The organism is Aliiroseovarius sp. F47248L, from assembly GCF_023016085.1.
In the GTDB taxonomy this organism is placed as follows: domain Bacteria; phylum Pseudomonadota; class Alphaproteobacteria; order Rhodobacterales; family Rhodobacteraceae; genus Aliiroseovarius.
Genome location: NZ_JALKBF010000001.1, coordinates 1,387,023 through 1,407,131, shown reverse-complemented (window position 1 = coordinate 1,407,131; position 20,109 = coordinate 1,387,023). Strand labels below are relative to the sequence as shown.

General features: G+C 58.2%; 19 protein-coding genes. 10 read left to right on the top strand and 9 right to left on the bottom strand.

Annotated elements, in window-relative coordinates; translation table 11 throughout:
• Positions 1-6: 6 nt before the first annotated feature.
• The 3 genes from MWU51_RS07020 to MWU51_RS07010 are packed head-to-tail and all read left to right on the top strand — an operon-like array spanning position 7 to position 2,631.
• Positions 7-1,113 carry a UDP-3-O-(3-hydroxymyristoyl)glucosamine N-acyltransferase gene (locus MWU51_RS07020; RefSeq protein ID WP_247035879.1) on the top strand — a complete coding sequence of 369 codons (1,107 nt, stop codon included), beginning with the start codon at positions 7-9 and terminating at the stop codon, positions 1,111-1,113.
• Between the two features lie 28 nt (positions 1,114-1,141).
• Positions 1,142-1,408 (top strand): acyl carrier protein, encoded by a 267-nt coding sequence (locus MWU51_RS07015; RefSeq protein ID WP_247035878.1) that lies wholly within the window; start codon positions 1,142-1,144, stop codon positions 1,406-1,408.
• 14 nt (positions 1,409-1,422) lie between these two features.
• A complete protein-coding gene (locus tag MWU51_RS07010) occupies positions 1,423-2,631 on the top strand; it encodes a beta-ketoacyl-[acyl-carrier-protein] synthase family protein (RefSeq protein ID WP_247038748.1) in 1,209 nt (402 codons plus the stop codon).
• A 68-nt stretch (positions 2,632-2,699) separates the two neighbouring features.
• On the opposite strand, the gene MWU51_RS07005 is transcribed toward MWU51_RS07010, so the two are convergent.
• On the bottom strand, positions 2,700-3,359 hold the full coding sequence (locus MWU51_RS07005; protein ID WP_247035877.1) for an invasion associated locus B family protein: 660 nt from the start codon (positions 3,357-3,359) through the stop codon (positions 2,700-2,702).
• A 552-nt stretch (positions 3,360-3,911) separates the two neighbouring features.
• Here MWU51_RS07005 and MWU51_RS07000 point away from each other — a divergent pair.
• On the top strand, positions 3,912-5,468 hold the full coding sequence (locus MWU51_RS07000; RefSeq protein WP_247035876.1) for a helicase HerA-like domain-containing protein: 1,557 nt from the start codon (positions 3,912-3,914) through the stop codon (positions 5,466-5,468).
• Positions 5,469-5,513: 45 nt separating this feature from the next.
• Here the strand turns inward: MWU51_RS07000 and MWU51_RS06995 are convergent, their stop codons facing one another.
• The 3 genes from MWU51_RS06995 to MWU51_RS06985 all read right to left on the bottom strand — a co-directional run bounded on the left by MWU51_RS06995 (position 5,514) and on the right by MWU51_RS06985 (position 7,772).
• Complete coding sequence (locus MWU51_RS06995) at positions 5,514-5,954, bottom strand: glycoside hydrolase family 43 C-terminal domain-containing protein (protein ID WP_247035875.1); 441 nt, start codon at positions 5,952-5,954, stop codon at positions 5,514-5,516.
• 80 nt (positions 5,955-6,034) lie between these two features.
• Positions 6,035-6,403, bottom strand: coding sequence for a hypothetical protein (locus MWU51_RS06990; protein ID WP_247035874.1), 369 nt, complete (start codon positions 6,401-6,403; stop codon positions 6,035-6,037).
• A gap of 94 nt (positions 6,404-6,497) precedes the next feature.
• Entirely contained in the window at positions 6,498-7,772 is a 1,275-nt protein-coding gene (locus MWU51_RS06985) for an HlyC/CorC family transporter (RefSeq protein ID WP_247035873.1), read from the bottom strand.
• A gap of 99 nt (positions 7,773-7,871) precedes the next feature.
• Here MWU51_RS06985 and MWU51_RS06980 point away from each other — a divergent pair, with 99 nt between their 5' ends.
• Positions 7,872-9,173 carry an MmgE/PrpD family protein gene (locus MWU51_RS06980; protein WP_247035872.1) on the top strand — a complete coding sequence of 434 codons (1,302 nt, stop codon included), beginning with the start codon at positions 7,872-7,874 and terminating at the stop codon, positions 9,171-9,173.
• A gap of 54 nt (positions 9,174-9,227) precedes the next feature.
• On the opposite strand, the gene MWU51_RS06975 is transcribed toward MWU51_RS06980, so the two are convergent.
• The 4 genes from MWU51_RS06975 to MWU51_RS06960 form a co-directional block, all read right to left on the bottom strand.
• On the bottom strand, positions 9,228-10,409 hold the full coding sequence (locus tag MWU51_RS06975) for an ammonium transporter (RefSeq protein WP_247035871.1): 1,182 nt from the start codon (positions 10,407-10,409) through the stop codon (positions 9,228-9,230).
• Positions 10,410-10,583: 174 nt separating this feature from the next.
• Positions 10,584-11,063, bottom strand: a complete 480-nt coding sequence (locus MWU51_RS06970; RefSeq protein ID WP_247035870.1) for a CinA family protein — start codon at positions 11,061-11,063, stop codon at positions 10,584-10,586.
• A 3-nt stretch (positions 11,064-11,066) separates the two neighbouring features.
• Positions 11,067-11,567: a phosphatidylglycerophosphatase A gene (locus MWU51_RS06965; RefSeq protein WP_247035869.1), complete on the bottom strand. Its 501-nt coding sequence runs from the start codon at positions 11,565-11,567 to the stop codon at positions 11,067-11,069.
• A 4-nt stretch (positions 11,568-11,571) separates the two neighbouring features.
• Positions 11,572-12,717 carry a bifunctional 2-C-methyl-D-erythritol 4-phosphate cytidylyltransferase/2-C-methyl-D-erythritol 2,4-cyclodiphosphate synthase gene (locus MWU51_RS06960; RefSeq protein ID WP_247035868.1) on the bottom strand — a complete coding sequence of 382 codons (1,146 nt, stop codon included), beginning with the start codon at positions 12,715-12,717 and terminating at the stop codon, positions 11,572-11,574.
• A 166-nt stretch (positions 12,718-12,883) separates the two neighbouring features.
• On the opposite strand from MWU51_RS06960, the gene dusB reads away from it, so the two are divergent.
• Genes dusB through MWU51_RS06945 form a run of 3 tightly spaced genes read left to right on the top strand, consistent with a single transcriptional unit; the run spans position 12,884 to position 16,322 of the window.
• Entirely contained in the window at positions 12,884-13,864 is a 981-nt protein-coding gene (dusB, locus tag MWU51_RS06955) for a tRNA dihydrouridine synthase DusB (RefSeq protein ID WP_247035867.1), read from the top strand.
• Positions 13,861-14,943, top strand: coding sequence for an ATP-binding protein (locus MWU51_RS06950; RefSeq protein WP_247035866.1), 1,083 nt, complete (start codon positions 13,861-13,863; stop codon positions 14,941-14,943). Before dusB ends, MWU51_RS06950 begins: the two co-directional genes overlap by 4 nt.
• A 2-nt stretch (positions 14,944-14,945) precedes the next feature.
• On the top strand, positions 14,946-16,322 hold the full coding sequence (locus MWU51_RS06945; protein ID WP_247035865.1) for a response regulator: 1,377 nt from the start codon (positions 14,946-14,948) through the stop codon (positions 16,320-16,322).
• Positions 16,323-16,365: 43 nt separating this feature from the next.
• Here MWU51_RS06945 and MWU51_RS06940 read toward each other — a convergent pair whose 3' ends face one another.
• Positions 16,366-16,506 carry a hypothetical protein gene (locus MWU51_RS06940; protein ID WP_247038884.1) on the bottom strand — a complete coding sequence of 47 codons (141 nt, stop codon included), beginning with the start codon at positions 16,504-16,506 and terminating at the stop codon, positions 16,366-16,368.
• Here MWU51_RS06940 and MWU51_RS06935 point away from each other — a divergent pair.
• Together MWU51_RS06935 and MWU51_RS06930 are read left to right on the top strand one after the other, a co-directional pair.
• Complete coding sequence (locus MWU51_RS06935; protein ID WP_348646719.1) at positions 16,505-18,676, top strand: PAS domain-containing sensor histidine kinase; 2,172 nt, start codon at positions 16,505-16,507, stop codon at positions 18,674-18,676. The two genes, MWU51_RS06940 and MWU51_RS06935, sit on opposite strands and share 2 nt — an antisense overlap.
• Positions 18,673-20,106, top strand: coding sequence for a sigma-54 dependent transcriptional regulator (locus tag MWU51_RS06930; protein ID WP_247035864.1), 1,434 nt, complete (start codon positions 18,673-18,675; stop codon positions 20,104-20,106). The genes MWU51_RS06935 and MWU51_RS06930 overlap by 4 nt, the downstream gene beginning before the upstream one ends.
• Positions 20,107-20,109 lie beyond the last annotated feature (3 nt).

Sequence of the window (20,109 nt, the reverse complement as noted above, 5' to 3'; positions counted from 1 at the left end):
GGTCAGATGCAGTTCACTCTTTCAGAAATTGCCGAGTCTTTGGGGGCAAAGGTGCTGGGTAATGGCGATATCGTTCTTGTCGGTGCGGCCGAACCATCGGATGCCGGGCCGGACCAGCTTGCGCTGGCGATGGACCCAAAATACGCAGACGGAATTGTCAAAGGGAAGGCCCGTGCGGCTCTGCTATGGGACGATGCCGACTGGAAGGCGCTGGGTCTGGACGGTGCGATCTGTCTGAACCGGGGCAAGGCTGCAATGCCGCTTCTGACCCGCGCGCTAGACCCCGGCCTTGGCATTGCCGAAGGTATCCACCCCACCGCCGTTGTTGATGACAGCGCAACCATTGGTCCCGGTGCCAGCATTGGCCCCTTGGCTGTGATCGGTGCAAACGTCACCATTGGCGCACGGGCCACCGTAGCAGCACATGCCTCTATCGGTTATGGCACAGTGATCGGGGATGATCTGGTTCTGCATCCCGGTGCGCGCATTGCGCATTTGTGCACAATCGGGGATCGTTATATTGGCCAATCCAATTCGGTCATTGGCGGAGACGGGTTTTCCTATGTCACGCTGGACAAGGAAAGCGCTGTGGAAAGCCTGCGCAGCGGCATGGCCGAGGGTGAAAAAGCTGCCAATGTGGTAGGTAGTCATCACTGGGCGCGCGTGCATTCACTGGGTGGGGTCGAAGTCGGTGATGATGTGGAACTGGGCGCAAGCTCGACCATTGACCGGGGCACGATCCGTGCCACCCGGATCGGGCGCGGCACCAAGATCGACTGCCAAGTGCAGGTTGGTCACAACGCTGATGTCGGCGAAGATGTCATGATGTGTGGCAATGTCGGCGTGTCCGGATCGGCCAAGATCGGCAACCGTGTCGTGCTGGGCGGCAAGGTCGGGGTCAGCGACAATATCTTCATCGGTGATGATGTGATCGCGGGTGGCGGCACCAACATCTATACCAACGTGCCCGCTGGGCGGGCCGTTTTGGGCAGCCCAGCCGTGAAGATCGAAACCGAGATGGCCATTCGCCGTGAATTGCGCCGCCTGCCACGTTTGGCCGAGACGCTACGTGAGCTTCAAAAAACTGTTTCAAAACTCGTGGACAAGGACTAGATATCCGCTGAACGCGAAAGGGACCGTCATGTCTGACAGCATCAAAGACCGCGTGATCGCCATTCTGGCAGAACAAGCCATGTTGGAACCGGGCGACATCTCATTGGACCAGTCATTGGAAGACCTTGGCATCGACAGTCTTGGGCTTGTTGAAAGCATCTTTGCCATCGAAGAAGCCTTTGACGTCTCGGTGCCGTTCAATGCCAATGACCCGACCGAAGGGGAATTCGACATTTCCTCGGTCGATGCAATCATCCGTGCAGTGCAGGGCTTGGTTGCCACGCAGGCTGCTTGACTGTGGCACGTCACATGCGCCGGGTCGTGATCACCGGTCAAGGCACCATCAATGCGCTTGGGCGCAATGTGCCAGAAACACTTGAAGCAATGCGTGAAGGCCGCTGTGGCATCAGTGATCTGGAGTTTCAGGACGTGGAACGCTTGTCCATCCGCATTGGCGCGCAGATCAAGGGGTACGAGCCGGAAACCAGTTTCAACCGCCAACAAATCGCGCTGTATGACCGGTTCACGCAGTTCACGCTGCTGGCTGCACGCGAAGCGATCGGGCAGGCAGGACTTGCCTTTTCGGGCGAGCTGGCGACGCGATCCGGCGTGGTGTTTGGCACGTCCGGCGGCGGCATGAACACTCTGGATGAGAATTACCGAACCGTTTACGAAGACGGCAAGAACCGCGTCCATCCCTTTGTGGTGCCCAAGCTGATGAACAACGCCGCCGCCAGCCATGTGTCGATGGAATGGAACCTGAAGGGACCAAGTTTCACCGTGGCCACCGCCTGTGCCAGCTCGAACCACGCGATGGGGCAGGCGATGCAGATGATCCGGGGCGGAATGGCCGACGTAATGATCACCGGCGGGTCCGAGGCGATGCTGTGCTTTGGCGGAATCAAGGCGTGGGAAGGCCTGCGCGTCATGTCGAAAGACGCCTGCCGCCCGTTTTCGGCCAATCGCAACGGCATGGTGCAGGGCGAGGGGGCGGCGGTGTTTGTCTTCGAAGACTACGAACACGCCCGCGCCCGTGGGGCCGAGATTTTGGCCGAGGTGGTGGGATTCTCGATGACATCGGACGCGGCCGACATTGTCATGCCCTCAAAACAGGGCGCATCGCGGGCGATTGTCGGGGCGATGCGCGACGCTGGATTAAACCCCGAGGATGTCGCCTATGTGAACGCCCACGGCACGGGCACCACCGCCAACGACAAGACGGAATGTGCAGCTGTTGCGGACGCGTTCGGCCATCACGCGGATGACCTGATGATCTCGTCCACCAAGTCGATGCACGGGCATCTGATCGGCGGTACGGGGGCGGTCGAGCTTCTGGCCTGCATCATGGCGCTGCGGGATGGGGTGATTGCACCCACAATCGGATACGAGGAACCCGACCCGGAATGTGCGCTGGACGTCGTGCCCAACGTGGCGCGCGACGTGAAGGTCGAGGCCGTGCTTTCTAATGCCTTCGCTTTCGGCGGGTTGAACGCAGTTCTGGCACTGCGCGCGGCGTGATCTGAACAGGGTGTCGCAATGAAAAACGCCGCCCAGTAAGGCGGCGTTTTGTCATAAATTTGGTTCGCTTATTGTTGCGATGGAACCGGAACGATCAGCTCGTTATATGAATCTGTGAAGCCTTTCAGAGACATGGACAGATTAACCTTCTGATCAGGGGCGGCAGCCGGCACGATAGTGACAGTGGCCTTTGCCCCGCGCTTGAACCCGTCGACTTCGGCTTGGGTGAAACCGATGTTGGCGACGCAACCGGGTTGTGCGCAGAACCGGAACGGATAGCGTTTGCCTTGTCCAGCGTCGACCGCAACGGTCAATTGTTGGGTCAACAGGGTTTCAAGCGGCACGACAACAGTCGCCCCGGCAACTGCCTGACCACCATCGGGAAGTCGCCCAAGCGAGATTTCGGCAACCGCATTGCCCTTATCATCTTTTAGAAGTTGATACATCTGGCACGGATCGTCGCCCTGACCTTCGGGCAGCGTGATGCATTTGCGTTCCCAGTCACCGACTACTTTTTCGATATAGGTCTGGCCGGGTTGACGTTCGCCGTCCACCGGCTCACCCAGATCGACTTGTGGTTGCTCCGCGGTGGCTTCGGGTGCGGCTTCTGTCGCTTCCGCTGCCGGGGCTTCTTCAGTGGGGGTCTCGGTCGTGTCCTGTGCAAATGCCGGGGTCGCCAGCGCCAAAAGGGCTGCCAGTGGCAGCGTTTTCATCAGCTCAGCCTTCATATCGGATCCTTACAAATATTTCGGGTCTCATTTGGTGTGTGGATAACACGACCAAAAACGAGTGTCAGGTGCAAAACCTCGGATGGGACTGTCAGACCTTCGCTCATACTGTGATTTGGGCAAAGGATCGCCGAACGGGTTCACGAATTTCAACGATGGGTCACAGCGTCTTTGCCGTTGGACGGTGGTGTCTTCCGACGCTGGAAAAAGAAAAGGGCCCGACTGGCGGACCCTTCTCAACTGTTCTCTCCCTGCCGGACTGACCGGCTTATGTGGCAGACGCTATGTCACTTGGTCGCAGGGGTCAAGGTTTTTTGCGACGCGTTTTTCAAGCAAAATGTCGGTTTCTGACGACACATAGAATTTTCTACGCTCGACAGCTAATTAGTTCACCTTGTTAAGAAAAATGCCCCGCCCGAAGGCGAGGCCAGTCTGACAGGGAGGATGTCAACCCCGACAATCTACAATTGCCAGCGTGAATCCACTATGGCGCAAATCGGTTAATTTTGTATTGTTCGGGAAAGTGTTTTTGGCCCTTGGGGAGGCGAGTATATGGACGGTGCGATTTTCGTTGGTGGCGGGGGTGAAGACTATGCCATCAAGCAGGGGCTTTTGCTGAAATATGCCAATCGGCATGGCTTGATCGCCGGGGCTACTGGCACCGGGAAAACCGTCACCCTGCAGATTCTTGCGGAAAGTTTCGCCGCCCAGGGCGTGCCGGTGTTTCTATCTGATGTGAAAGGCGATCTGTCGGGGCTGGCAAAGGCCGGATCGGCGGGGTTCAAGCTGCATGAGGCCTTTACAAGCCGCGCCCAGAAGATTGGCTTTGAAGAGTACGCCTACGGAGCTTTTCCGGTCACGTTCTGGGATCTCTATGGCGAACAGGGTCATCCTATCCGCACCACCGTGACAGAAATGGGCCCACTTCTATTGTCCCGCCTGCTGGAGCTGACGGACGCCCAGGAAGGCGTGCTGAACATTGCATTCCGGGTGTCAGATGAACAGGGCTTGCCACTTCTGGACCTGAAAGACCTGCAAGCCCTGCTGGTTTGGGTGGGTGAAAACGCCAAGGAGTTGTCGCTGCGATACGGCAATGTCTCGACCAGTTCGGTGGGGGCGATCCAGCGCGCGCTTCTGGTCCTGGAAAACCAGGGCGGCTACAAGCTGTTTGGTGAACCGGCGCTGGACTTGGCCGACATGATCCGCACCGATCTGGACGGACGCGGACGCATTTCGATCCTGGCCGCTGACAAGCTGATGGGTGCGCCGCGCCTCTATGCCACGTTCCTTCTGTGGCTCTTGTCCGAACTGTTCGAAGAACTGCCCGAGGTGGGCGACCCTGACAAACCCAAGATGGTGTTCTTCTTTGACGAAGCACATCTGCTGTTCGACGACGCGCCCAAGGCGTTGGTCGATAAGGTCGAACAGGTCGCACGGCTGATACGTTCGAAAGGCGTAGGGGTCTATTTCATCACTCAAAATCCGGCCGACGTGCCCGAGGATATTCTGGGTCAGCTGGGCAACCGTATTCAGCACGCCCTGCGCGCGTTTACAGGCCGTGACCGAAAGGAACTGAAACAAGCCGCCGAAACCTATCGAGACAACCCTCGTTTCTCGACCGAAGACGCGATCCGCGAGGTTGGTGTCGGCGAGGCCGTCACCTCGTTCCTAGAGGCAAAGGGGGCGCCGGGCGTTGTCGAACGCACTTTGATCCGTCCACCCAGTTCGCAACTTGGACCGATTGATGCGGGCGAACGCAAAGCGCTGATTGATGCGTCGCCCATTGCCGGAAAATATGAGACCTTGAAAGACCGCGACAGCGCCTATGAGATGCTGACCAAACGCGCCGCCGACGCCGCAAAAGAAGCGGAAGAGGCCGAGCGGCGCGAAGCCCGCGCGGGCGAAACCTTGACTTTGCGCGAGTTCAACAGCGGGCGTCGATACACCGGCACCGAGGACGACAAGCCAGCGTCACGGCGACGGTCCCGCAAGTCTTCTGACGAGGGGTTCGGCGAAGCCGTTCTGAACGTCGTGGTCAAAGAGTTGAAAGGCACCACCGGCAAACGCATCGTGCGCGGCATTTTCGGGTCGTTGTTCAAAGGGCGATAGGAGCGCTGCGACAGGTAAAATCGCGGCGCGTGGCCTTTTGGCACCTTACATCGTCCAGGTGCTCGTCCGACCGCTTGGGCTGGTAAATGTGATCTGATCACCCGCCGTTGTCACGACTTGGCATTCCGTGCCTTTCCATTTGTCGGGCTTGCTGATCGTCCGGCAATATTTGCCATCGCGGACTTCCCATGTGCCGTCGACTCCGCCACTGCCGCTGAGCCGCCCGTCGGCATGCAAGGTTACATCTGCGTCTTTGTTGGTCAGTGTTCTGCCGGACAACAAGGTGGAAAGCGACCCGGTTTCAGTTTGCTGCATCGTTGCTTCAGAAGTGGATTGTTGATTGCCCATTTGGCAACCCGTCAGCAATACTGCGACCAAAACTGGTTTGATAAGAACGTAGGTCATGGAATATCCCCCTGAAATTTTCAGTGATTGTAAAGAAACAATCATACCATATTTTGGGTTCTGTTCAAAATCAGGGTGCAATACGGCTTGCTCTGATCGGCACGTCTCCTGCCCCGTGGAATGGATATTCCTAGGGCATGCGTCAGGCGCAACCCTTTGATTTACTTCAAGGTATAGGTCCGAACCGTCCCGTCTTCGCTGGTCAGGGTCGCTTGGTCGCCGTTGATCTGGACATCCAGACAACCGCTTGACCGCATGGGTTCGGGCGTAGGGTCTGTCAGGGTGCGGCAGTATTTGCCGTCCTCGACCGACCATGTGCCGCCGAACTGCATTGCGTCACTGCCACCGCTGATCGTGCCATCCTTTTCCAGTTTAATCGCCAGCCCTGTCTCGCCGACAAAAGACTTTCCAGCCAGCGCTTGGAAAAGCGGGTCCTGCGGGTCGCTGTCTGCCATAGCGACGGGTGCAAGCACGACGGATGCGCAGATTGCGGTCACAAGGGTGCGGGGTAAAAAGGGGCGCTTGATCATGGTTGGCTCCATTCGGCTGTGTTGATGCCCCAGCTAGCCATCATCGGGTCGTGGGCCGCAAGGGGCACACCAGCGACATAGCCGCGCATCACCATCACAACGGCCGGATTTTCAACATCGCGACACGGTTGCCATCACGCTTCACGACCTCGAACCGAAAGCCGTGGAAGGAAAAGACCTGCCCTTCATTGGGGATCATCTGGGCCTCATGAATTACCAGTCCGGCGATGGTGTTGGCTTCGTCATCCGGCAGGTTCCAGTCAATGGCCCGGTTGATGTCCCGGATCGTTACAGCGCCATCGACAAGATAGTTTCCATCGGCGATGCGCTTGATCTCCGGTTCGGTTTGAACGTCGAACTCGTCGGTGATTTCGCCCACGATCTCTTCGAGAATGTCCTCAAGCGTGATCAATCCTTCCAGCGATCCGTATTCATCCACGACTAGCGCAAAATGAGTGTGACGACGCAGGAACTGGCGCATCTGGTCATCTAGGGTGGTCGTTTCGGGAATGAAATAGGGTTTCATCGCCACTTGCAGGACGTCAAAATCCTCGATGGGCTTGCCCTCAGCCTGCGCCATATACATCGCGCGGCTCAGATCTTTGGCGTGGATCACACCAATGATGTTCTCAGGCTCGTCGCGGAATACGGGCAGGCGGGTGTGGCGTGATGCCAGAATCTGTTCCAACACCTCAATGGCCGGAGCCGAAGCATCGATCATCTCAATCTGGCTGCGATGAAGCATGATTTCCTCGACCGCGCGGTCGCCCAGATCTAGTGCGCCCAGCAGACGGTCGCGATCCTCTTTTTCCACGGCGCCTTCCGAATGGCCCAGCGCAATGGCGCCCATGATTTCTTCACGCACCGCCAGAATTTGGCTGTCGGGGTCGGTTTTCACGCCGAAAAGGCTCAACAGGCCGCGTGTGATGACGCGCACTGCTGCCACAATGGGGGAAAAAAGCATGATCACGATCGAGATCGGCCCGGACGCTTTGGCGGCGGCATTTTCGGGCATTGTGATGGCATAGGTTTTCGGCAGGACTTCGGCGAAAATCAGAACCAACAGGGTCATGACAAGGGTCGCCATCGCCACCCCGCTGTCACCAAACAAGCGTGTAAACAGCGCCGTTGCAAGCGAGGTTGCAAGGATGTTCACCAGGTTGTTGCCCAACAGAACCGATCCGATCAGGCGCTCGTTATCCTCGGTAATTGTCAGGGCGCGTTGCGATCCCCGATCGCCTCGATCTGCACGCGAGCGAAGTTTGCCGCGTGATGCTGCTGTCAGCGCCGTTTCTGATCCAGAGAAGAAGGCAGACAATACAAGCAAAGCCGCAATCGCGCCGCTGCTGATCCAAAAACCGGTGTCCATGATGTTCCTGATTGCCTTTCAAATTTCCTGTTAGTGTTATGTAGGTCAACGCGTATGCTTTCAAGGGATGGGCAAGGGATAGGCTGGAAAGGGGTGCAGATGGGCACGGTCGTGGAAGACCTCACCCGCTTCGGTGTTGGGTCGGTCAAGGGCAATGCAGGTCATGACGCGCGCGAGGTGATGGCCTTGTCGTTGCTGGACTGGGCCAGCGTCACCATTGCCGGAATTGGCGAACCTGTTGCGCGGATCATGCGCGAAATGGCGGTGGATGATGGCGGGGGTGCGCAGGCCAGTGTTGCTGGGCTGACCCGGAAACTGCCAGTGCGGGCGGCGGCGATGGTCAATGGAACCACGTCACATGCGCTGGACTATGATGACACTCATTTCGCCCATATCGGCCATCCCTCGGTGGCGGTGGTGCCGGCGGCGTTGGCGGTTGCAGAATGGATTGACGCACCGGGGGCTGATTTGCTGGATGCTGCTCTGGTCGGTGTCGAAGGCTCAATCCGCATGGGGCGTTGGTTGGGACGTAACCATTACCAAACAGGGTTTCATCAAACCGCGACAGCGGGCGCGTTCGGGGCGACGCTGGCTGCAGGGCGATTGCTGGCGCTGAGTGCGCACCAGATGGCTCAGGCTTTGGGTCTGTGCGCTACGCGTGCATCTGGGTTGAAAAGCCAGTTTGGTACGATGGGCAAGCCCTATCACGCCGGTCTTGCCGCCCAGACAGGGGTCGAAGTCGCGCGGGCCGCAAAGGCTGGATTCATTTCAACACGGGACGGAATCGAGGGGCCGCAAGGCTTTGGTCCCACCCATGCGGCGCAAGCCGATGACACCGCGTTTGACAGTCTTGGACAGCACTGGGATATTCTGTCCATCAGCCATAAATTTCACGCCTGCTGTCACGGCATCCACGCCTTACTGGAGGCCTTGGCCCTGATCGACTGCGCCGCACCCGAAGTGGCCGAGGTGCAAGTATGGACCCATCCCCGTTGGATGAGCGTGTGCAACATTCCACACCCCAAAACCGGGCTGGAGGTCAAATTCTCACTGGCCCATTGTGCCGCGATGGCATTGTCAGGTGTCGAGACATCTGCACTGGACAGTTTCTCGGACGATATTGCGCGCGATGCGTTTCTGTCCGCATTGGCTTCGCGTGTTCATGTGGTGGCGGACGATAACATCGCCGAAACGGCATCTCGCGTCGAGGTGACGTTACTGTCCGGTGCCGCCTTCACCACTGAGCATAATTTAAACCACGCGATGACCATCGAGGATCGGCGTGAAAAATTAGAAACCAAGTGCGAGGCGTTGTTGGGGGTGCGGGCTGCGTCGCTGATCGACGCGGTCGGATCGCTTCCGGATGTGCCAAAGCTATGTGCGCTGCTACGGTCCGCGTAAAAAGAAACGGCGGGTCATGACCCGCCGCTCTCGGTTCGGGCTCATGCGGCGGCGTTAGGACATGATATCATAAGCGCGTTCGCCGTGTGCTGCCAGATCAAGCCCGTTCGTTTCGGTCTCAAGATCGACGCGCAGGGGCAGAACCAACCCGACCAACTTGACCAGGACAACAGTCATGATTGCGGTGAACACTCCGACAATTGCCAGCGCACCAAATTGTGCGATCCAGCTTCCCTGACCGAAAGCGGCAATCATGATCGTGCCAAGGATACCGCCCACACCATGCACAGCGAACACGTCCAGCGTATCGTCGATGTTCAGCTTGTTGCGGATGAAGTTTACTGCTTCCTGACAAAGGATACCGGCAACGGCCCCGATGATCAGTGCCGCGACAGGACCGACGAAACCGGACGCTGGCGTAATCGACGCCAGGCCAGCGATGGTGCCTGTGACAATGCCTACAAGGCTGGCTTTGCCGTATTTGATCCGCTCCCATACAGCCCACGATAGCGATGCAGCGGCAGCCGAAATATGGGTGACGGTGATCGCCATGGCCGCGCCGCCATCCGCCGCCAGTTGTGATCCGCCGTTAAAGCCGAACCATCCAACCCACAGCATGCCAGCCCCCATGAACACCATCCAAGGAGCATGCGGAGGCGTGGTGCGGTGTTTGCGCGGCCCAAGCAAGATGGCGACGATCAGTGCGGCAATAGCGGCGGTTTCATGCACGACAATGCCGCCCGCGAAATCACGCGTGCCCATTTCGCCGAAGATACCCCCATCAGCCAGCGCGCCACCGCCCCAAATCCAATGCACAACTGGCGCATAGCACAGAAGCATCCATAAGCCCGAGAAGGTCATGACAAACCCAAAGCCGATCCGCTCGACATAAGCGCCGACGATCAGCGCGGGGGTGATGATCGCAAACGTCATCTGGAAGGCGAAGAACAGAACTTCGGGCAGGGTGCCTGACAGGCTGTCAGCTGAAACGCCGGACAGGAAGGCCTTGTCCAGACGTCCAAACCAGCCATGCGTCGCGTCGCCAAATGCGATGGTATAGCCAAAGGCCAGCCAAAGAACGCTCATCAAACAAGCGATGGCATAGACATGCATAAAGACGCTGAGCACGTTGCGTGCACGCACAAGTCCGCCATAGAAAAGTGCAAGCCCCGGCAGCGACATGAACAGCACAAGTGCCGTCGCCACGATGATCCAAGCAGTATCTGCCCCGTTCATAATCCCCTCCTTAGGTGAATCTTTCGTGCTGCGTTTTGTGGCGCAACATGGATGCGGGCGGGATAGCGTTCGACCAATCTGCCGGGAAAAGGCAGGCGAAAACTCGCCGCGCCTATTTATTGGTCGAAACAACAGCGGGTTTGTTTGCAAAACGGGCGGTGTGCGTATCGGCGTTCAGGTGTCGCCTAATGCCAAAGCGGCGTGCGACAATAGTGCCAAAGCATGTATTGCAGCTTCGGTGCGCACATTGGCGCGTCCGACAGCCCCGAACTCAATTGTCTCGGTTTGGCACGTGGTTGGCGTGGCGATCCCAAAGCAAACGCGACCTTCGGGCTTGTGTTCGGACCCACCGGGGCCTGCGATTCCGGTGATTGATACAGCAAGATCCGCCTGTGACCGGTCTCGCGCGCCTCGTGCCATCTCGGACGCAACCTGTTCAGACACCGCGCCATGGGTATCAAGCGTGGCTTGCTTAACCCCGAGCATGTCGCGTTTAGCGGCGTTTGAATAGGTGATAAAGCCACGGTCAAACACATCTGAACTGCCAGCCACTTCGGTCAACCACGCGCCCACCATGCCGCCGGTGCAGCTTTCCGCCGTTGCGATTGTTAAGCCTTTTGAACGACAAAGACTAAGAAGGTCTGTGGCTTGCATGGGTCACATCATAAAGGCATGGGCGCCGTAGGCAGCAACGATCACTGTGATCGCTGCCGCAACGCCAGCATAAACGTCATCCATCATGACCCCTGTTGCATCGCCACGCTGGTCAGCTGTGCCAATGGGGCCGAACTTGGTGATGTCGAAAAAGCGGAAAGCGAAGAAGCCAACGATCCAGCCGGGATAAAGTGCAAGGATATCCGCGCCCATCAAAACAGCACCGAAAGAAACGGGAAAAAGCGTGATCCACATGCCCACCACTTCGTCGATCACCACCTCGCCGGGGTCGTGATTCTCGGATCCGGCCGTGTAGGACTCGGTCGCTTTCAGACCCAGATAATAGGCGACGATAGTTGCCCCGGTCAGTAGGACGGGGCCGCCGATGAAGTGCAAGAGCCAAGCCATTGGCAGGGCAGCCAGCGAGCCCCAAGTGCCCGGCGCGGGTTTCAACAGCCCGGAATAAAAGAAAGTTGCAATCAGCTTGGCGGTCGGTTTCTGCATCCGCTCAATCCTTGATCAATGTAGCTGATGCCAGCGACGCAATGCCTTCGGACCGTCCGGTGAACCCCAGTCGTTCCGACGTGGTGGCTTTCACCGACACACGGTCAACGTCCAGCCCCATGATCTTTGCCAATTCTGCACGCATGGCGTCTGCGTGGGGGCCAATCTTGGGGTGCTCGCAAATCAGTGTCACATCGGCATTTGACAGCCGAAAACCGTGCGAAGCCACCAGTTCAACCGCGTGCCGCAAGAAGATATGGCTTTCAGCGCCTTTCCATTGCGGATCAGAGGGTGGAAAATGCTGTCCAATGTCGCCCTCGGCCAGTGCGCCATAGATCGCGTCGGTCAACGCATGCATCCCCACATCCGCATCCGAGTGCCCCTTGAGCGCGCGGTCATGCGGGATGCGCACACCGCACAGAATGACGTGGTCGCCATCTTCAAATGCGTGCACATCAAATCCGTTGCCCATGCGAATATCCATGGCGAGTTCCTTTGCCTTGTCGCGTATCAGTCGATCGGCGCGGGCAAAGTCGCCCGGCGTCGTGATCTTCAGATTGTTCTCATCGCCCATCGTGATGGCAACGTCCAGCCCGGCCATGCGCGCCACTTCAACATCATCTGCGGCCCCACCCGTGTAGGCGCGGTGGGCGGCAAGGATCGGCTCGAAGTGAAACCCTTGTGGAGTTTGGGCGCGAAACAGCCCCTCGCGCGATTGGGTGCCAGTGACCACGCCGTCCGCACCATGCCACAGCGCGTCGGTGACGGGCAGGGCAGGGGCCGCACCCGGCGATGTTACAAGTGCGTCGATCACGCCGTTGATCACATCCGCACTGACCATGGGGCGGGCCACGTCATGGATTAGCACCTGATCAGGCGCGTGTCCGGTCAGTGCCTCAAGCCCTGCGCGAACGCTGGCGTCGCGCGTTGCCCCGCCATGCACAAGTTCGACCCCTTCGATCTTGCGGGCCAATGCCTCATCGTCGGGATGAATCACAAGCAAGCACCGCGTCACGCGCGGATGGCCGCGAAACGCGGCGACGCTGTGTTGTGCGACAGTCGCGCCCGCGACCCGGCGCCACTGTTTGGGCAGATCAGCACCTGCGCGGGTGCCGCGCCCGGCGGCAACGATGAGGGCAGCAATTTCCATGGCTCTTGTTTAGGCTGTGCCGAAATGAAGGACAATGGGGCCATTTTGGACGCAAAAGCTGCACAAAAATTAGGCAGAATGAGAATCTAATCCTCGCGCATATTGTCAGAAGTTGCTATTTCGCAAGGCGTCTTACAGCGTCAAGCGTGTTGCACAAGGATTAGGCATGTCAGTCCGCGTTAAGGATATCACTATTGATCCCCCGGTTTTGCTGGCCCCGATGGCCGGTATTACAGACTTGCCGTTCCGTAACCTCGTCGCCAGTTTCGGTGCCGGGCTTGTTGTGTCGGAAATGGTGGCCAGTCAGGAGATGGTGCAGGCCAAACCCGGTGTGCGCGAACGGGCTGAACTGGGGTTTGGGCACGCAAACACGGCGGTTCAACTGGCTGCGCGCGATGTCTATTGGGCCGGAGAGGCCGCGCGCATGGTCGAACAGAACGGCGCCCAGGTCATCGACATCAACATGGGCTGCCCTGCGCGTAAAGTGGTCGGTGGCATGTCCGGTTCTGCGCTTATGCGCGACTTGGATCACGCACTCAGACTGATCGAGGCAATCGTCGGTGCGGTGTCGGTCCCCGTTACACTTAAAACCCGTCTTGGCTGGGATGATGACAGCCTGAACGCCGCGACGCTGGCGCGGATGGCCGAGGCGGCCGGCATTCAGATGATCACCATTCACGGTCGCACCCGCTGTCAGTTCTACAAGGGGCGCGCCAATTGGTCCGCGATCCGTCCGGTGAAAGACGCAGTGTCTATCCCGGTGATTGCCAACGGCGACATTGTGGACACCGCGACCGCCCGACAAGCGCTGTCCGACAGCGGAGCCGATGGCGTGATGATTGGGCGCAGCAGCGGCGGTCAGCCGTGGCTTTTGGCGCAGGTCGCGCATGAAATCTGGGGCACTTCTGCCCCGACCATACCGTGTGGACTGGCCCTGGCGAACATGGTGGCTGACCACTACCGCGCCAGTCTAGATTTCTACGGCCACGATCTGGGTGCGCGGGTCATTCGCAAGCATCTGGGATGGTATATGGACTTGGTCGGTACGGATGCCGGGCTGCGTCGTCGCATATTGTCAAATCGAGACACGACCGACGTTTTGTCAATGCTACCCGATGCCATGTTGTCAGAACGGCGAGCGGCATGAGCGGCGACGTACATCTCTGGTCGGCATTGCCTGTGCCCGCGATTGAGCTGAGCAGCGACGGTCGCGTGAAACGGCTAAACGGGGCGGGCGAGATGTTTTTGAACATCTCGGAGCGCAGCCTGATCGGTGCCCGGCTTGGTGCAAAACTTGAATTGTCGGTCGATATGGACGACGCGCTTGCACGGATCAGCCGCACAGGCGGACCGCTTTATGTGGATGGGGTCAAATTGACGCTTCCCGGTGGCGATCTGCGGGATGTCAACCTCCAGTTCTCTCCGTTGACGACGTCAGGGGGCGACAAGACACATGTTCTGATCTTGCTTCAACCACGCAGTGGGGCCGAGCATCTGGGTTGGGTGCAAGGTTCGCAAGTGGCGGCGCGACAGGCTATTGGCATGGCGGAAATGTTGGCCCATGAGATCAAGAACCCATTGGCCGGGATCACCGGTGCCGCGCAGCTTTTGTCGATGTCCTTGTCGTCCGAGGATCAGGAACTGACCGATTTGATCGTCGCCGAAAGCCGCCGGGTCGTGGCGTTGCTAGAGCAGGTTGAGCAGTTTGGCGATCTGCGTCCTCCGGCCTGCGCGCCGATCAATATTCATGATATACTGGATCGCGCACGGGCGACAACGCAGATAGGCTTCGCGCCGGGTATGGTGATCTCCGAGGCGTATGATCCCTCTTTGCCGGATGTCTGGGTAGACGGCGATCAGATACAACAGGTTTTTCTGAACTTGTTGAAGAATGCCGCTCAAGCCTGCAAAGGTGAAGGGAAAATAGAAATTCGCACCTACTATGAAGCAGGATTGCGGTTGCACCTTCCAGACGGTGGGCAAGCCAGTTTGCCCTTGCAGGTCGAGGTGATCGACAATGGACCCGGCTTGCCTGCGGACATCGCCGATCACGTCTTTGATCCATTTGTATCAGGGCGTGAGAACGGCACCGGGCTTGGGCTGGCGTTGGTGTCAAAGATCCTGACCGATCATGGCGCTTTGATCTCGGTCGACAGCCGCCCCGGACGCACCGCGTTCCGCATATCCTTGCCGGTCGCCCCGGCACCCCATCGAAAAGGAGGCTGACCATGGACGGAACCGTTCTTGTCGCCGATGATGATCGCACGATCCGCACCGTATTGACGCAGGCGCTGACCCGTGCGGGATGTCGGGTGCACGCAACCGGGTCAATGGCAACGCTGATGCGCTGGGTAGAGGACGGGCGCGGAGATGCTGTGATCTCGGATGTAGTGATGCCGGATGGCAATGGGCTTGAATCCTTGCCGCGTATCGCAAAATTGCGGCCCAACCTTCCGGTGATCGTCATTTCGGCCCAAAACACTATCATGACCGCCATTCAGGCCGCCGAGGCCGAAGCGTTCGATTATCTGCCGAAACCCTTTGACCTGCCGGACCTGATGAAACGCACGGCACAGGCGTTGGAACGTAAACGGGTCCGCGCACCCAACGAAGCAGATGCTGCCAGCAAGCCTCAAAACACCGCAACCGATCTTCCACTGGTCGGTCGCACCCCGGCGATGCAAGAACTGTATCGACTTGTCGCGCGGGTTCTGAATGTCGACTTGCCAGTGTTGATCGCCGGGGAAAGCGGTACGGGTAAGTCGCTGATCGCGCAAGCCCTTCATGATTTCTCCGAACGGCGCGACGGGCCGTTCATCATTGCAACGCCAGACGATCTTGCCCCGTCCGACGGGGTCAATGACGTGGTGCGCCGCGCGCGTGGGGGCACCATCCTGTTTGATGGTGTTGGCGATCTGGATACCGATGCGCAGGCGCGTCTGTCCCGTCTTCTGGATGGTATGGGGCAAAGTGGCCCGCGCGTTCTGGCTATCTCGCAAGGGGATCTGGCCAAAGCTGCGGCGCAAGGCGCGTTTCGCGAAGATCTGTACTACCGACTTGCCGGTGTCGTGATTCCGGTGCCCAGCTTGCGTGAACGGTTGGAGGATATTCCCGCGCTGTCCGAACACTTTTTGTCACGCGCGGCGCGAGACGGATTGCCGGAGCGCCGGTTCTCATCCGATGCAGCACAAACCCTGCGGGCGTTTCCGTGGCCGGGGAATGTGCGTGAACTTGAAAATCTGGTCAATCGGCTCGTCGTGACCAGCGCCGAGGAAGAAATCTCGAAAGCCGAGGTTGATCTAGCGTTGGGCGGGGCGGTCTCGGCCTCATTCGTGGCCGCCGATAACAGTGATGAACGCCTGTCAGATTCGGTCACCCGACACCTGCAACGTTACTTCGATTTGCATGGTGGAACGTTGCCGCCAAGTGGTCTTTATCAGCGGATTTTGCGTGAAGTTGAGCGTCCAATGATCGAAATCGCCCTGGATGCGACCGGCGGCAATCAAGCTAAATGTGCCGATTTATTGGGAATCAACCGCAATACCTTGCGTAAAAAGATCACCGAGCTCGAAATCGAGGTGACACGCCGCCGTAAGTTGATGTAAAAGGGCAACAGAGCGTGGCAATTGGGCACAAGACCCGGGCCACTCAGGCGGTCGCCGCGGTAACGCGGCCATGACGAGTAGGGGCAAGCACAGTGGCGCGACGCGCGGTGCGGAAGTCGAGGCTGGACCAGTATCTGTCCATGCGCCGGTGGCGCAGGTTCAGATCGGTTGGAGCCTTTGGCATGGTGGTCCTTGGCCCGGTTCTGGCCATCGTGACCTTCCTGACGCTTGGCCCATTTGCCCAACGCGCTGACAGCAACACGTTGCGGCTGATCCTTCTGGCAGACGCAATCTATGTGATCATGGTGGCCGGATTGGTTCTGGCGGGACTTGGCCGGATGATCGTGGCCCGCCGTCAGGAAAGTGCCGGATCGCGGCTGCACCTTCGTTTGACAATGGTGTTTGCGGTCATTGCGCTTAGCCCCACAATCCTAGTGGCGATTTTCGCAATGCTGACCCTGAATATGGGGCTTGAAGGCTGGTTTTCAGACCGGGTGCGCACCGTGGTTGGCAACTCGCTGTCTGCCGCACAAGCTTATAAGCAGGAAAGTCGGGATGGGTTGGTGCAGGACGGCGAGGCCATCGCGCTGTTTCTTGAACGTCAACGTCAGTCGCAATTGTTGCTGACCGACGCCGAACTGGGGTCGTTGCTGACACAGGGGCAGGCGAGGATCCAACGCGGCTTGCGTGAAGCCTATGTGATTGACTCCCAAGGCATTATTCGGGTGCGCGGTGGTGGTTCTTACCTGTTTGATTTTGAACAACCCAGTCAAGACGATCTTGACAGGGCTCTTCAAGGCGAAACCGTGGTGATCGAAGATTGGCAGAACAACGAGTTTCGAGTTCTGATCAAACTGGACAATTTCTCGGATCACTTGATCCAACTGACCCGCGATGTGAACGGCGAAATTCTGGATCTTGTCGACGAAACACAGGAAGCGGCCCGGGTCTATAACCAGTTGGAAAGTCAACGCGGTCAGCGGTTGTTTCAGTTCGGGCTGATCTATCTGGGTTTTGCGGTCATTCTGATCCTTGCGGCGATCTGGATGGGCATGTCCTTTGCCGAACGTCTGGCGCGTCCCGTAGGGCGGCTGGCAGGAGCCGCGCAGCGCGTAGGGGCGGGCGATCTGGACGTGCGTGTCATCGAAGAGGAAGGCGATGACGAGATCGCGATGCTTGGGCGCTATTTCAACCAGATGACCACGCAACTGAAAGGCCAACGCGAGCGGCTTTTGGAAAACACCGAACAGATTGAACGCCGTCGCCGGTTGTTTGACAGCGTGCTGGGGTCGGTGACCGGCGGTGTGATTGGGCTCAATGCCGATGGTCAGGTGACATTCGTCAACCGCGCTGCAGAAGAAGTGCTGGACGTGCGTGATGAAACTGGTGTCGAGCAGGAACTGGCGCTGGTGGTTCCCGAATTCCAATCCCTGCTGGACGAAGTGGCCAGTGGCACACGCGAAACCGCCCAAACAGAACTGCGCCTGACGCGCGGAGGCAAGCAGGAAAACTTGCTGGTGCGCATCGCGACACGACGGTCTGACGAGGGTGGGCTGGAAGGCTATGTGGTTGCGTTCGACGATGTGACCGACCTTGTGTCGGCCCAGCGCATGGCGGCGTGGGGCGACGTGGCCCGTCGCATCGCGCACGAGATTAAGAACCCTTTGACCCCGATCCAACTGTCCGCCGAGCGTATTAAACGCAAGTTCAGCAAGGTGGACGGCATCGATGTGGATGCATTGGAACAATACACCGACGTGATCGTGCGTCAGACCAATGATTTACGTCGCATCGTAGACGAATTTTCGAAGTTTGCCCGAATGCCGGAACCAGAACGCCGTGCCACCGATATTGTCTCCCTCGTGCGTGACGCAGTGTTGCTTCAGCAAGCAGGGCAAGAGGGCGTGACGATCCGCGCCGAACTGCTGGATGGCCCGATTGACGTTGAAATTGATAGCACGATGATCGGACAAGCGCTGACCAACCTGATCAAGAACGCTGGGGAAGCCATTGAAACACTAGAGGAAAAAGGCGCGCCCGAAGGGCATTCACCGGAAATCCGTGTGGATATGCACGACGTATCAGGCGGGATTGAAATTACCATTGCCGACAACGGCATTGGCTTGCCGGAAGACCGATCAAGGCTGTTTGAACCTTATGTCACCACGCGTGAAAAAGGCACAGGGCTGGGGCTTCCAATTGTGAAGAAGATTATTGAAGAGCATGGCGGGCGTCTGACCCTAGAAGACGCGCCCGCCTTTCATAGTGAAAGCGCCCATTTCGGCGCGTTGGCAAGAATTTTTCTGCCCCGAGATGACGGGCAGACAGAGCAACAGAAAGCGGGGGCAACATGAGCGATATTCTGATTGTCGATGACGAACGGGACATCCGGGAACTGATCTCGGATATTCTGGAGGACGAGGGGTTTACGACCCGATTGGCGGGTACGTCAGACGAAGCCGTGGCGGCGGTGAAAGCAGAATTGCCGTCACTCATGATCTTGGACATCTGGCTAAAAGATTCTGCGATGGACGGAATAGACATCCTGAAGATGGTCAAACGCGAACATCCCGAGGTGCCAGTGGTTATCATCTCGGGTCACGGTAATATCGAAATTGCCGTCGCTGCGATCAAGCAAGGGGCCTATGACTTCATCGAAAAACCCTTCAACATTGATCAGTTGATGGTGGTGATCACCCGGGCGATGGAAACCAGTCGATTGCGCCGCGAGAACACCGAGTTGAAGCGCCGCGATACTCATCCGACCGAGATGATTGGATCAAGTGCGGCGTTTAAGTCACTGAAATCGCATCTGGACAAAGTAACAAAGTCAAATGGGCGTGTACTTCTGTCTGGGGCCGCCGGTGCGGGCAAAGAGATGGCCGCACGCTATGTTCACGCCAATTCTGACCGGGCCACGGCGCCGTTTGTGGTGGTCAACTCGGCCTCGATCGAAGCGGACCGCATGGAGGAAGTTCTGTTCGGTCGCGAAAGCGCCGAGCGTGGCGTCGAACCGGGATTGCTGGAAGAAGCCAATGGCGGCGTTCTTTACTTCGACGAAGTGGCCGACATGCCACTGGGCACGCAATCCAAGATCCTGCGTGTCCTGGTTGATCAGCGGTTTCAGAGAGTCGGTGGCAACGACAAGGTCTCGGTCGATCTGCGCGTCATTTCGTCGACCAACCGCGATTTGCAGGTTGAAATTGAAGGTGGTCGATTCCGTGAAGAGCTGTATCATCGCTTGAACGTGGTGCCGATTGCGGTGCCTCCTCTGGGCGAACGGCGCGAGGACATACCAGAGCTAGCACGCTATTTCCTGCAGGCTTTCAATCGTGACCAGGGATTGCCGCTGCGCGATCTGACCGAGGATGCGGAAGCCATGCTTCAGACCATGCAATGGCCCGGAAACGTACGGCAATTGAAGAACATGATCGAGCGTGTGTTAATTCTGGGGGAAGGCACAGGGCCAATTCAGGCCACGGACCTGCCGGGGCAGGACAGCGGTGACGATGACAGTGGAGAGCAGGGTGTCGTGGTCTCAGGTGCGCTGGCGATGATGCCCTTGCGCGAAGCCCGCGAGGCGTTTGAGCGGGAATACCTTCTGACCCAGATCAATCGATTTGGCGGAAATATCTCACGCACGGCCAATTTCGTCGGCATGGAACGGTCGGCCCTGCACCGCAAGCTGAAATCCCTTGGTGTTGTAACCGGGTCAAAAGCGGGGGCCCGGGTTGCCTATGTCGCAGATGAAAACGAAGAGACCGAAATCGAGGCTGACGCCTGATCA

Coding starts and splice junctions, on each gene's coding strand:
- MWU51_RS06945 (WP_247035865.1), top strand. CDS start 14,946: ATGGACGGAACCGTTCTTGTCGCCGATGATGATCGCACGATCCGCACC.
- dusB (WP_247035867.1), top strand. CDS start 12,884: ATGTCAGTCCGCGTTAAGGATATCACTATTGATCCCCCGGTTTTGCTG.
- MWU51_RS06940 (WP_247038884.1), bottom strand. CDS start 16,506: ATGCCAAAGGCTCCAACCGATCTGAACCTGCGCCACCGGCGCATGGAC.
- MWU51_RS06980 (WP_247035872.1), top strand. CDS start 7,872: ATGGGCACGGTCGTGGAAGACCTCACCCGCTTCGGTGTTGGGTCGGTC.
- MWU51_RS07000 (WP_247035876.1), top strand. CDS start 3,912: ATGGACGGTGCGATTTTCGTTGGTGGCGGGGGTGAAGACTATGCCATC.
- MWU51_RS06975 (WP_247035871.1), bottom strand. CDS start 10,409: ATGAACGGGGCAGATACTGCTTGGATCATCGTGGCGACGGCACTTGTG.
- MWU51_RS06985 (WP_247035873.1), bottom strand. CDS start 7,772: ATGGACACCGGTTTTTGGATCAGCAGCGGCGCGATTGCGGCTTTGCTT.
- MWU51_RS06950 (WP_247035866.1), top strand. CDS start 13,861: ATGAGCGGCGACGTACATCTCTGGTCGGCATTGCCTGTGCCCGCGATT.
- MWU51_RS06965 (WP_247035869.1), bottom strand. CDS start 11,567: ATGCAGAAACCGACCGCCAAGCTGATTGCAACTTTCTTTTATTCCGGG.
- MWU51_RS07015 (WP_247035878.1), top strand. CDS start 1,142: ATGTCTGACAGCATCAAAGACCGCGTGATCGCCATTCTGGCAGAACAA.
- MWU51_RS07005 (WP_247035877.1), bottom strand. CDS start 3,359: ATGAAGGCTGAGCTGATGAAAACGCTGCCACTGGCAGCCCTTTTGGCG.
- MWU51_RS06935 (WP_348646719.1), top strand. CDS start 16,505: ATGGTGGTCCTTGGCCCGGTTCTGGCCATCGTGACCTTCCTGACGCTT.
- MWU51_RS06930 (WP_247035864.1), top strand. CDS start 18,673: ATGAGCGATATTCTGATTGTCGATGACGAACGGGACATCCGGGAACTG.
- MWU51_RS06990 (WP_247035874.1), bottom strand. CDS start 6,403: ATGATCAAGCGCCCCTTTTTACCCCGCACCCTTGTGACCGCAATCTGC.
- MWU51_RS06970 (WP_247035870.1), bottom strand. CDS start 11,063: ATGCAAGCCACAGACCTTCTTAGTCTTTGTCGTTCAAAAGGCTTAACA.
- MWU51_RS07010 (WP_247038748.1), top strand. CDS start 1,423: ATGCGCCGGGTCGTGATCACCGGTCAAGGCACCATCAATGCGCTTGGG.
- MWU51_RS06960 (WP_247035868.1), bottom strand. CDS start 12,717: ATGGAAATTGCTGCCCTCATCGTTGCCGCCGGGCGCGGCACCCGCGCA.
- MWU51_RS07020 (WP_247035879.1), top strand. CDS start 7: ATGCAGTTCACTCTTTCAGAAATTGCCGAGTCTTTGGGGGCAAAGGTG.